At 44.2% G+C, this 12,134-nt stretch carries 9 protein-coding genes; 4 read left to right on the top strand and 5 right to left on the bottom strand.

The features are described 5' to 3' along the window. Window positions 1-52: 52 nt before the first annotated feature. The 5 genes from BJP37_RS22295 to BJP37_RS22315 form a co-directional block, all read right to left on the bottom strand. Entirely contained in the window at window positions 53-823 is a 771-nt protein-coding gene (locus BJP37_RS22295) for a hypothetical protein (protein WP_075902060.1), read from the bottom strand. A 60-nt stretch (window positions 824-883) separates the two neighbouring features. Beyond that, window positions 884-1,261: a Mo-dependent nitrogenase C-terminal domain-containing protein gene (locus BJP37_RS22300; RefSeq protein WP_075902062.1), complete on the bottom strand. Its 378-nt coding sequence runs from the start codon at window positions 1,259-1,261 to the stop codon at window positions 884-886. Between the two features lie 913 nt (window positions 1,262-2,174). Beyond that, the gene (locus BJP37_RS22305) at window positions 2,175-3,935 is read right to left on the bottom strand and encodes a ribonuclease J (RefSeq protein ID WP_075902064.1); all 1,761 of its coding nucleotides are present in this window, start codon (window positions 3,933-3,935) and stop codon (window positions 2,175-2,177) included. Between the two features lie 370 nt (window positions 3,936-4,305). Then, window positions 4,306-5,190 (bottom strand): 4-hydroxy-tetrahydrodipicolinate synthase, encoded by an 885-nt coding sequence (gene dapA, locus BJP37_RS22310; protein WP_075902066.1) that lies wholly within the window; start codon window positions 5,188-5,190, stop codon window positions 4,306-4,308. 114 nt (window positions 5,191-5,304) lie between these two features. Beyond that, the gene (locus BJP37_RS22315; RefSeq protein ID WP_075902068.1) at window positions 5,305-6,342 is read right to left on the bottom strand and encodes an aspartate-semialdehyde dehydrogenase; all 1,038 of its coding nucleotides are present in this window, start codon (window positions 6,340-6,342) and stop codon (window positions 5,305-5,307) included. A 925-nt stretch (window positions 6,343-7,267) separates the two neighbouring features. On the opposite strand from BJP37_RS22315, the gene tig reads away from it, so the two are divergent. The 4 genes from tig to BJP37_RS22335 all read left to right on the top strand — a co-directional run bounded on the left by tig (window position 7,268) and on the right by BJP37_RS22335 (window position 12,043). Beyond that, window positions 7,268-8,701, top strand: coding sequence for a trigger factor (gene tig / locus BJP37_RS22320; RefSeq protein WP_075902070.1), 1,434 nt, complete (start codon window positions 7,268-7,270; stop codon window positions 8,699-8,701). A gap of 322 nt (window positions 8,702-9,023) precedes the next feature. Continuing rightward, entirely contained in the window at window positions 9,024-9,713 is a 690-nt protein-coding gene (clpP, locus tag BJP37_RS22325) for an ATP-dependent Clp endopeptidase proteolytic subunit ClpP (RefSeq protein ID WP_070396835.1), read from the top strand. A gap of 13 nt (window positions 9,714-9,726) precedes the next feature. Continuing rightward, on the top strand, window positions 9,727-11,073 hold the full coding sequence (gene clpX / locus BJP37_RS22330; RefSeq protein WP_070394328.1) for an ATP-dependent protease ATP-binding subunit ClpX: 1,347 nt from the start codon (window positions 9,727-9,729) through the stop codon (window positions 11,071-11,073). Window positions 11,074-11,203: 130 nt separating this feature from the next. Further along, complete coding sequence (locus BJP37_RS22335; RefSeq protein ID WP_075906352.1) at window positions 11,204-12,043, top strand: alpha/beta fold hydrolase; 840 nt, start codon at window positions 11,204-11,206, stop codon at window positions 12,041-12,043. Window positions 12,044-12,134 lie beyond the last annotated feature (91 nt).

A 12,134-nucleotide genomic window follows, 5' to 3' on the forward strand; every position in this document is an offset into this window, starting at 1 on the left:
GCTCGCGATTGCAAATCTCTCTAACCTAAATTATTGGGTTTGCAGACACGCCCTAGGTTGATAAATTAAACCGTTTCAACAAATTTTCCATCACCGTTGGCAACATTTGGCGCAGTTCCTGTGGATTTTGCCAGATCAGCTGCTGGTAGCTAGGCAGATCAAAAGGGAACTGTCCTGGTAAATCTGGTCGTTCCATCTTCATCAGCAAAATCTGTTCCGTCGGCTTAGCCGTTAAAGCATAGCCGATTTCGACACAAACATAGGGACTAGGGATCAGTAACGGTTTGTTTTCCGTTGCTAGACCAGCCACCGGGGTGCCATCAGCAATGAACACTAGACTTTTGCGGATTTTGCGCATCTGGGTACTCCCCAGGCGCATTGGTTCACCAATTGGGCGTCGGGATTCTTCTAGGGTTAAGGGTAAACGCGATCGCTGATTAAAGGTGTCTAGGGTATCTGATAGGGTGCTACGCAAAGCCTCACTAGAGGCACTGTATTCAGTCTGGTAACTCACAAAGATTATTGGCGACAGTTGTGCCATTACCTCTCGCTTCGTGAAGTAAATCTCGTGAGAAATCAAGTCAATATTGGAAATGGCATAGCCCCCACTACCTTCTATGTAAAACTCGACTGTTTCCCCTGCTAGGTAACGCTTAAACCATTCAGAGTTTTTCACATCCTGGCTATCATCCAAAAAATCTGCTCTTAAGCCTGACTTAAGCAAACTATTTTTGCTTAAACGCAGGTCATGGTGGCGTTTCTCCAATTCTTTGATGGGTTCGTATTTCTGGAGATACCAGGCTTTTAGGGCAATAATGGCCATGATGTTTTCTAATAGGCACGGTTTCCCGACGCCCGCAGCTAAAATTCTCGTTTCGGAATTTTAGCAGTAACAGGTGATATCTTCACCACATTCATCGGCCAGATAAGACAGTGCTCGGAAGCGCAGGGCTACCACTTCATCATAGACAGGATTGAGTTTACACAATGGTGGAATCCGAAGTAGAGTGCGATTGAACAGTTTAATCTGCCGTTCAAAAGGACACTGGGCTGGAATTAGTCGGCAGAGACGGTGGGCGAATTTGGGGTTATCAACCTCAATTTGGTTCAGCCACTCCCGTAATGGCTCCAGCAGATCAAAAGTCTTCCTGGTCTTGCCGGGTAAGGCAGGAATTGTAACCTTGGAGGAATCTGTTCCTGGGTTAATCCAAACCCGGCTTGTAATGATTAGCTTACTTATTGTATAATCAGATACACTCATGTCTTTTACCTGTGATACTACTAGTAGGCGGTAATCCAGTCGCCTGTAATATAACTACACAAGATATCTTTCTCATACCGGATTGACAGAGGATCATTTTTATGTATATCTTGCCAGAGCAAGATAACACCCCCCCTCTGCCTGAGGAGAGCCGATCTTGGTGGTTATTACAGGCATACCGCCTTTTTTTTGTCCTGACCCTATCACTATTGGAATAGGGTCTTTTCGCCGCTGGAAATCAGCAGCTGATCTTAAAATCGAATTAAATATATATAGTCAATCGACACAAACATGGCGCTAGTCAGGAAAAATCCTTCCTATAGATAGCAGTTAGTGTTAACCAGGTAAGGCTAATACCCATTTACGCTACTCAATGGGAGCAACTGGTTTCTATAGTTTCCAGGGACATAAACTGAGCTTTTAGTTTAGTACGACCGCCTCAGCTCCTTCGCACTAAGGAGCATCAGAGTTGATAACTGGCAAGGGCAGCTTTTCAAGTAGCGCGCTTAAAGCATAGTTGACTGTTAACGGTTAAGCATCAACTGCCAACAAGCTGTGATCAATTCCAATAGATCAGTTAAATGTGTACTAGTAAATGTGTACTAGCGTATTTGTTAAATTAGCTGATCAGTGAAATTAACTGCATCTACTGATATGCTGCCAAGATCGGTAATGACCAAGCTTGGTCAGTCTTACGGAACTTTGGCAATTTGGCAATAGGGATTGAGTAATCACACTGATTAGAATAACTCATCATTGATATTAAAATAACTCATCAGTGGCTCTAATGTCATAAAAAAAAAGACTGACTTCAACATTTAGTGGTTTCCTGAGTGTTGAAGTCAGTCTTTTTGGGAATTAAGTACGAAAAGAAGGCAAAAAGGACGCCAAGGGCGAACCTTCACCCTTCTGCTTATGATGCCACCTTGGCAGTAGAGCGCCGACGTCGCGTACCTGTGACCTTAACTGGTGGTTCCTCTGGGGTTTGCAGCAAGAACACCACCAGAGGACGACTCCTGAGTTCCCGGCGAGCTAAACGCTGGAGGTCCGCTTCAATTTGCTTTTGCAAGCCTTCCCAATCAATTTCAGTCGGTTTCTCTGTCAAGGATTTATCAAAATCTGACCAGCGATCGCTTAATGTCCGTTCAATTCTTTTGATCACCAACTGTTGCAGGAGGGATGTTTCTAACGGTGAGACCACACCCCGCAGATGAATTTCTGGCTTGGCAAGGAGTTTGCCATCCCAACTGATTGCTGCAGCTACAGTCACTACTCCATCTCCAGCCAACTGCTGACGTTCTTTCATAACATTGTCATGAACAATACCAGTGCGGTCTACCAGTTCAATACCTGAGGGGACGTTACCTGTAATACTAATGCTGTCCTCAGATAACTCCACCACATCCCCATTGTCGGTAATCACAGTATTTTCCACAGGGATACCCATAGTATGAGCCATCTTGGCATGTTGAACTAGCATCCGATGTTCACCATGCACCGGCATAAAGAATTTTGGTCGTGTTAGAGCCAACATCAGTTTATGGTCTTCCTGAGCACCGTGACCAGAAACATGAATGCCATGCTTACGACCATACACAACATTGGCTCCCAGCTTCATTAACCGATCAATGGTATTCACCACCGCAATTGTATTACCAGGAATGGGGTTGGCAGAGAAGACCACTGTGTCCCCTGCTTGGATTTGAATTTCCCGGTGTTCCCCTTTAGAAATGCGAGTCATTGCCGCTAGCGGTTCCCCTTGAGAACCCGTTGTCAGAATCAGGATTTTTTCTGGTGCTATATTTTTAACGGCTTTTAACGGCTCAAACAAGTTATCTGGGCATTTAATGTAACCCAGGGTCCGAGCGTGGGCAATCACATTCAGCATAGAACGACCCACAATTGCCACCTTCCGGTTTTGTTTTTGGGCGATATCCAGGACTATACTTATCCGGTGAACTGAGGAGGCAAAGGTAGTCACTAGGACTCGTCCTGGTGCTTGGGCAATGGCCCGTTCTAGATTCGGATAAACCGAACGTTCAGATGGAGTATGTCCGGGAACTTCGGCGTTAGTCGAGTCACTCATCAAGCACAAAACCCCTTTTTCCCCATGTTCTGCTAGTCTTTGGAAATCGAATAATTCTCCATCCACAGGGGTATGGTCAACTTTAAAATCACCCGTATGGATAATCACACCCACTGGCGTATGAATGGCAATGGTAAAGCTATCAGCAATCGAGTGAGTGTTGCGAATAAATTCTACAAGGAATGAAGAACCGATACGTACGGTTTCACGGGGCATTACACGTTTCAATTCCGTGTGGTCAGCTACACCAGCTTCTTCTAGCTTGCCTTGAAGTAATGCCATGGCTAAGCGGGGTCCATAAATCACGGGAATATCAAATTGCTTTAAATGATAGGGAATGCCACCAATATGGTCTTCATGACCGTGAGTGACAATCATGCCCTTGATTTTGTGCTGATTTTCCCGTAGATAGGTCATATCGGGGAGGACGATATTAATTCCATGCATCTCATCATTAGGGAAGCCAATCCCAGCATCTAAGAGCAGGATTTCGTCATTGAATTCAAAAACACAAGTGTTCTTGCCAATTTCATGGAGTCCGCCTAGGGGAATAATTTTTAAAGCTGGTTTAGATGTTTGCTTAGTCATTTGAATCCTCTGAGTTTTTTTGCTAGTAAAAACTTGAAAAAAGTGATACCAATTCCCTTTCTTGGGTTCTATATATCAGTCACACAGATAAAGCAATAATAATGTAGAACTTTTTCAGATAAACTAATTATTAGCAAATAAACGTGAAAATAATAGGAAATAAAATAATAGGAAATAAAATAATATGATCAAATTAGGGAGAAAGGAAGCCAAAATTAAATAAACCATTAATAGCTCACTAATCTCCCTCGCAATCCATAACATAGTCTTCGCTAAGCAGTCATTCATCTTTCCTCCCTTACAAAGCGAAGATAGATCTGATGAAATAGATCTGATGAAAGGTAATTGGTACAAAAAAATGAGTACTGATTTAAATTAAATCCAGCTCAATTAGAACCTCCTTTAAACGGGATTTTAATTCAGAGGGTAGCTCGCAAAGCGGTGAGCGAAAACTACCCACCTGCCAACCTTGAAGTTCTAGTGCTGTTTTGATGGGGATAGGATTGGTAGTACAAAAGAGTACTTTAAATAAGGGAAAAAGCTTGAGGTGAATAAGAGTCGCCTCGGTAGTTTTCCCCTTCTCAAAAGCTTTAATCATCTGTTGAATTTGGGAACCAACCATATGACTGGCTACACTAACTACACCTGATCCTCCTAGTGCCAGGGTGGCTAGGGTAAAGGAGTCATCGCCAGAATAGATGGCAAAATCTGGTGGGGTTAAACGCCTAATTTGACTAGTCTGTTCGAAGTCGCTACTAGCCTCTTTAACAGCTACGATATTAGGAATTTGGGCTAAACGAGCAATCGTCTCCGGTTGGAGATTTTGTCCTGTGCGACCCGGTACATTGTAGAGCATCAGGGGAAAGTCAGGACTCGATTTGGCGATCGCTTGGAAATGTTGGTATAGTCCTGACTGTGGGGGCTTATTGTAATACGGTACAACTTGTAATGATCCATCTAACCCTAGTTTAGCAGCTTTTTCAGTAGCAGCGATCGCTTCTTCTGTAGAATTTGAACCCGTTCCAGCAATTACCTTGGCTTTACCTGCAACTGCTTTTTGGACTACTTGGAATAGCTGGTACTCTTCATCCCAGGTAAGGGTAGGAGACTCCCCAGTGGTGCCGCATACCACCAAAGTATCTGTCCCATTGTCAACCAAATGAGCTGCTAAGTGCTCTGCCACAGCATAATTGACGCTGCTATCTTCCCTTAACGGCGTAATCATCGCCGTTAGCACACGTCCAAAATTGACCACCCTTTTCTAACTCCTCATTAATTATTGGTCATTGCTCATTAGCCATTATTCATTAGTCATTGCTCTTTGGTAAAGCTTGCTGTTCCAGAATACTTTTTGCGCTTCTAAAAAGGACTAAGGACTTGGTACTAAGGTCTTTAGCCAATTTTTGGCTACCAATAACTCAGCAATTTGCACTGCATTCAAGGCAGCACCCTTACGAATCTGGTCTCCACTCAACCAAATTTCTAGACCACAAGGGTGAGAAAGGTCTTGTCTAATCCTACCCACTAGTACTTCGTCATTACCGGACGCATCAATAGGCATAGGGAAGTAGTTCGCCTGCCAATCTTCAACTAGTTTTACTCCAGGGGCAGTGGCTAATACTTCTCTTGCCTGAGCCACTGGCATAGGTTGGTCGAATTCTAGGTTAACTGCTTCTGAGTGAGCACGCAGTACGGGAACCCGTACACAGGTAGCACTAATTTTTAACTGTGGAGCATTAAATATTTTGCGGGTTTCATGGACCATCTTCATTTCTTCCTGGCAGTACCCCTGCTCATTTAAGGGGGAGTTGTGGGGGAACAAGTTAAATGCCAGAGGATAAGGAAAGCTTTCTGTTGGTGGCGTTTCTCCTTTCAAAATTGCCTGAGTCTGTAATTTTAATTCTTCCATTGCTTTCATTCCAGCACCACTAGCGGATTGATAAGTAGCTACCACTATGCGTTTTACTGGCTGTACCTGATGTAATGGCCATACTGCCATACCCATTAAAATCGTAGTGCAATTGGGATTGGCAATAATTCCTTGATGATTTGCCGCTGCCTCTGGATTGATTTCCGGAATCACTAGAGGTACTTGTGGATCCATCCGAAAGGCACTGGAGTTATCAATGACCACTGCACCACTTTCTACAGCAATAGCTGCCCAAGCTTTCGACGTTGCACCCCCAGCTGATGCTAAGACCAAATCTACCTGATCAAAAGAGTGCTCTCCCACCGCTTCGACTCGTAACTTTTCTCCCTCAAAGGGGATGACACGACCAGCAGAGCGGGGTGAGGCTAACAGCTTAAGGTCAGCCAGTGGGAAGTTTCGGCTTTGCAAGAGTAACCGTAGTTCTTCACCTACAGCACCAGTTGCGCCTAAGATGGCAACGCGAACTTGACTAGACAAATGACTTTCCTCCACTCATTCAATTCAACATACTTAATGTTTTAATAATTTAATCAGTGCATTCTTTAAGAGTATCTAAATTTTTTTTCCCTTACTAGGTATTTAACCTCTGATAACGGTTCGGTTTAGCAGGGTAAGCGCAATAAAAATTGAGCTAAAATGTGATATTGCGCAAGGATTATGACCAGAATAAGCCTTGATTATCAGTACTATTGCACTTTTTTATCAATATTGTTGATAATAATCCCTCCTTATTGATTCTTGCCCTGACCCTGTTCCCTATAGCCCCTTGGCGTCTTAATAAAATGCCTGGAATGCCCACATATTAATAAACTTATCAATTAGCTCGAGTGTAATCACTTACAATGCCCTATTAAGCCCAGGCCAGAGTCATCGACTGGCGTGTTAGGTAGACTTGAAAAGCTCTGATCGACTAAGAGCTTGCTTAAAGGCTGCAGTAACCACCTATATATAGTTGTCTCTACTGCCATAAAGGAACTGGTAGATGTGCTTCACGCTTAACTGGTTGTTAGGATCAGCATACCATAATTGCTTAATTGCTTTCGATGCTCCTGTCTAGTTCCATCGGAGGTAGAGGTTGTCCATGTGTATCGATACTTGATAACGGTTAGTTTTACCCTCTACTCCTTTGGAGATCGGGGTTTTGAGTCAAACCCCTTGAGAAATTAGTCAAAGGGACTTTGTTGCCAAACCCCTTGATGGCAAAGCGTCGGCTAGGGCAACTAGTGCATGTGGATAAATACCTTGGCTGAAACAATGTAAATCTTTTTGGTGAATTTTGTTGGTCCAAGCAGGCAACACCTAAAGTAATATAGGAGTCCCCAGGTGGAATCTTTGATTAAGCCAGGTTGACTATCCATTGTCCCAACTAATTAAACAATTAACTCTTCACACCCAAGCGTCAATGAAAGTAACTCAGGAAAAACTTCCCGCTAGCCAGGTTGCTCTGGAAATTGAAATTCCGGCTGAAACGACCAAACAAGCCTATGAAAAGGTTTTACAGAACCTTTCCCGCACAGCCAGAATTCCTGGGTTTCGGCCAGGGAAGGTACCCCGTCAGGTTTTGCTACAACGTCTTGGTTCCCAACAGGTAAAAGCTGCTGCCATCGAAGAGTTGCTCGACAGTAGTCTAAAGCAGGCGATTGAGCAAGCCCAAATTGAGGCACTAGGAAACTATAATTTAACCTCTACCTTAGAAGATTTGCTCAGCCAGTTCAAACCAGGAGAACCCCTAACCTTCACCGCATCGGTGGATGTGCCACCAGTGGTCAATTTAGGGGAATACAATGGCTTAAGTGTGAAAGCTGAGGAAACTAAGGTTGAACCGGATGCCGTCGATAATTTTCTCGAACAACGGCGTGTTGATCAGGCTACCCTAGTACCAGTGGAATCACGCCCAGCCCAGATGGGAGATGTGGTCGTGGTGGATTATGTCGGTCGATTTACTAGTGATAGCGAAGAGGATGAAGGCTCAGTAATACCTAACGGTGAAGCTAAGGATTTTGAAATTGAACTTGGGGAAGGCAAGTTCCTAGAGGACATTCTTCAAGGGATTGTTGGTATGAATCCTGATCAGAATAAAGAAGTAGCAGTGACGTTTCCTGAAGATTACCCCCTAGAAGATTTAGCTGGCAAGTCGTCGGTCTTTAGCATCACCCTAAAAGAAATCAAGGAAAAAGAGCTGCCAGAATTAGATGACGACTTCGCTCAAGAAGTTAGTGATAAGGAAACCTTGGCAGAGTTACGGGAATATTTACAGCAGGAGTTTCAGGAAAAAGCTGATCAAGAAACGCAAGCCAGCAAGGAGGAGGCTTTAATCAACGCGCTCCTGGAAAAGGTTGAAGTTGACTTGCCTGAAACGCTAATTGACCAGGAACTCCAAACAATTTTGACCCAAACAGCAATCCAGATGCAACAGTTGGGCATGGATGTTAAAAGGCTGTTTACTGAAGAGAATCTACCACAGCTGCGAGAGCGATCACGTCCTGATGCTATCCAAAGCCTCCGACAATCCCTAGCTCTTAAGGAAGTAGCTAAACGTGAATCCCTAACCCTTGAAGATTCGGAAATAGAAGCGAAAAGTCAAGAATTGATGAAGCAGTTGGCTGGTCAAGAGGTAGATCCGGATCGCCTGCGGGAATTTGTCGAGTCCGATTTGCTCAAACTCAAAGCCATTAAATGGTTAGAAGATCACGGTACTATAGAGCTGGTTCCCAAAGGAACCATTACCGAAGAAGAAACTGAAGCAGAAGACACGGCTGTTACAGTAACTGAACTAGAAACAACCGATGCGGCTTCCCAGACTATTGAAGTACCAGCTGAACCAGTTTCTGAGTAAATCGTAGGGTTGGTCTTGTTGGTGATCTTCCCAGGGGACTTGGTAGCGAGTGGCTAAGGTGTTACGGATTTAACTTTTAGAATTATGAGGCTGAAACCCAAGGCTCAGCTTAGATCGCTTTTCAACACTAGATCCTCAACAGCTTAGGCTTATAGATAAGCCTCAACTCTCTAACCGTCAACTCTTGCACCAACAAGCAAACAGTTAAGGCATAATAGTTTCTATAGAGACTTTGACTTTATGCCTATTCGTGCCCTTGTTAGATAGCACCTTTATTAATAAATCGAGAGGTCTTGGCAAATTGTATCCTATGCTGCAATCTATGCTGCAATCTGTGTCCCCTCATTGCTCAATCACCAGCTTAAGTTCTATAGATAAATACCAAATCACCTCCAGTAGTGTTGTACCAATGGTGGTAGAGCAGTCTGGAATGGGAGAACGGGCATTTGACATTTATTCGCGGCTGCTGCGAGAACGCATTGTGTTTTTGGGAACCCAGGTCGATGATGTGGTAGCTGACTCAATTGTTGCCCAGCTGTTATACCTAGAAGCTGAAGACGAGGAAAAGGATATCCAATTGTATATCAACTCCCCAGGTGGCTCGGTAACTGCAGGGATGGCAATATATGATACTATGCAGCAAGTGCGCCCAGATGTGGTTACCATATGCTATGGCTTAGCTGCTAGTATGGGCGCATTTCTCCTAGCAGGGGGAGCTGCTGGTAAGCGGATGGCATTGCCCAATTCTCGGATTATGATTCACCAGCCCCTTGGCGGTGCTCAGGGACAAGCGGTGGATATAGAAATTCAAGCTAAGGAAATTCTATACCACAAGCAAACCCTTAACGAATTACTGGCTAATCACACCGGTAAACCGGTGGCTCAAATTGCCGAAGATACCGAACGCGACTTTTTCATGTCAGCGGCGGAAGCTAAAGACTATGGTTTAATTGACCAGGTGATCTCCCGGCAGAATCTTCCTAACCAGGAAGCAGCTGTCGCTTCTATTTAGAAAGAGGCTTCTTATGTCTAAATACGACTCCCATCTAAAATGTTCCTTCTGCGGTAAGTCTCAAGAGCAAGTACGCAAATTAATTGCTGGCCCCGGAGTCTATATTTGTGATGAGTGTGTTGATTTATGTAATGAAATTTTAGATGAGGAGTTACTCGATTCCGGTGCGCCTGCTCCCCAGCCTGCTCCTCGACCAGAACCTGCCAAGAAACGTCGTCCCCGTGCTAACCGCATTTCTATGAATCAGATTCCCAAACCCAGGGAAATTAAACGGTATCTAGATGACCATGTGATTGGTCAGGAGGAAGCCAAAAAAGTTCTGTCAGTTGCTGTGTACAACCACTACAAGCGCCTAAGCTTGCTCCAATCTAAAGCTCAGGGTCAGGGTCAGGGAATAATGGATGATGGCATAGAGCTACAAAAGTCCAACATTCTTCTAATTGGTCCTACTGGTTGTGGTAAAACATTACTCGCCCAAACCTTAGCCAAAATATTAGATGTGCCTTTTGCTGTGGCAGATGCCACAACCCTGACAGAAGCTGGTTATGTTGGGGAAGATGTAGAAAACATCTTACTGCGACTATTGCAAGTGGCAGATCTGGATGTAGAGGAAGCCCAGCGAGGGATTATCTATATCGATGAAATCGATAAGGTAGCCCGCAAGAGTGAAAATCCCTCCATTACCAGGGATGTTTCTGGGGAAGGAGTCCAGCAAGCATTACTGAAAATGCTAGAAGGCACCATTGCTAATGTGCCCCCTCAAGGTGGACGCAAACATCCTTATCAAGACTGCATTCAAATTGACACCAGCAATATTCTGTTTATTTGCGGTGGTGCGTTTGTTGGTTTGGATAAGGTGGTTGAGCAACGCCTAGGCAAGCGTTCCATGGGATTTATTCAGCCTGGAGAGAATCAGTCGAAGGAAAAGCGCACAGCGGATATTCTGCGACACTTGCAGCCAGATGACTTGGTGAAATTCGGCATGATTCCTGAGTTCATTGGTCGGATACCAATGGTAGCGGTCATTGAACCCCTGGATGAAGAAGCCCTGATGGCAATTTTGACAGAACCCAAGAATGCACTGGTCAAACAGTATATGAAGCTGCTGAAGATGGACAATGTTAACTTGGAGTTTATGCCAGATGCAATTCGAGCGTTGGCCCAGGAAGCTTACCGTCGTAAAACTGGTGCTAGGGCGTTAAGGGGCATTGTGGAAGAATTGATGCTGGAAGTGATGTACGAGTTGCCTTCTCGTAAGGATGTCACTCGCTGTACAATCACTAGGGAAATGGTAGAGAAGCGTTCAACTGCTGAACTATTGGTTCATCCTTCTTCATTGCCAAAGCCGGAATCAGCATAGTAGTAATTTGTCATTGGTCAAAATCAAATTTATTGGTTGTTGATTGTTAATTGTTAATTGTTGATTGTTGATTGTTGATTGTTGATTGTTGATTGTTGATTTTCAATTAACAAAGGACAAAGGTCGAAAAATGCCTTACATTCAAATTCGGGGTGTAGAACACTACTATGAATGGGTAAAGAAGTCAACAGCTTCTGGAAATAAACCTGTGATGGTCTTTATCCATGGCTGGTGTGGCTCGTCTCGCTACTGGGAAAGTACCGCTAAAGCTCTATCCAATACCTTTGACTGCCTCCTATATGACCTAAGGGGGTTTGGTCGGTCAAAATTACCCCAACAGGGGACAAAATTGACCTATGAGATGGAGGACTATGCTGAAGATTTAGTGGTGTTGTTAGATACCCTGGGACTTGGTCGTATCTATATCAATGCCCACTCCCTAGGGGCATCTGCTGCTACGATGTTTCTCAATCGTTATCCTGGGCGGGTTGAGCAGGCAATTTTGAATAATAGCGGTATTTTTGATTATGACGAGAAATCCTTCACCGCTTTTCACAAAGTTGGTGAGTTAGTAGTTAAGTTCCGCCCCGGTTGGTTGTTAAATATTCCCTTGGCCGGTACCGTGTTCATGATGCGATTTTTGCACCATCCCCTACCTAGGGCAGTGAGCCGGGTTTTTTTGGCAGATTACCTAATGGCAGATTATGAGGCAGCTTTGGGAACAATGCTGACTGCGGTTAGTAAGTATGCGGCTGAGGTAATGCCTAATAAGTTCGCTCAGTTAAAGGTGCCAACCCTGCTAGTTTCTGGTGAATACGACAAAATTATTCCTTCAGCACTAGGGCGTAGAGCTTCACAATTAAGTCAAAACGTGAAGTATGTTGAAATTCCTGATACAGCTCACTTTCCGATGTTGGAGGCTCCAGGGGTTTATCTAGAGCAGCTGCGGGAGTTTATTTGTCTTAGCTGAGGCTTAAAGAAATTACTACTCTTCGAGGAAAATAAGTGGTTAGTGCTCAAAAGACTGAACCACAGAGGAATAGGTAAAAAAATCAGGAAAC

Source organism: Moorena bouillonii PNG, assembly GCF_001942495.1.
GTDB classification, from domain to species: Bacteria; Cyanobacteriota; Cyanobacteriia; order Cyanobacteriales; family Coleofasciculaceae; genus Moorena; species Moorena bouillonii.

What these genes read in the sequence shown, in the direction of transcription:
- BJP37_RS22295 (WP_075902060.1), bottom strand. Translation starts at nt 823, where the DNA reads ATGGCCATTATTGCCCTAAAAGCCTGGTATCTCCAGAAATACGAACCC.
- BJP37_RS22300 (WP_075902062.1), bottom strand. Translation starts at nt 1,261, where the DNA reads ATGAGTGTATCTGATTATACAATAAGTAAGCTAATCATTACAAGCCGG.
- BJP37_RS22305 (WP_075902064.1), bottom strand. Translation starts at nt 3,935, where the DNA reads ATGACTAAGCAAACATCTAAACCAGCTTTAAAAATTATTCCCCTAGGC.
- tig (WP_075902070.1), top strand. Translation starts at nt 7,268, where the DNA reads ATGAAAGTAACTCAGGAAAAACTTCCCGCTAGCCAGGTTGCTCTGGAA.
- clpP (WP_070396835.1), top strand. Translation starts at nt 9,024, where the DNA reads ATGCTGCAATCTGTGTCCCCTCATTGCTCAATCACCAGCTTAAGTTCT.
- clpX (WP_070394328.1), top strand. Translation starts at nt 9,727, where the DNA reads ATGTCTAAATACGACTCCCATCTAAAATGTTCCTTCTGCGGTAAGTCT.
- BJP37_RS22335 (WP_075906352.1), top strand. Translation starts at nt 11,204, where the DNA reads ATGCCTTACATTCAAATTCGGGGTGTAGAACACTACTATGAATGGGTA.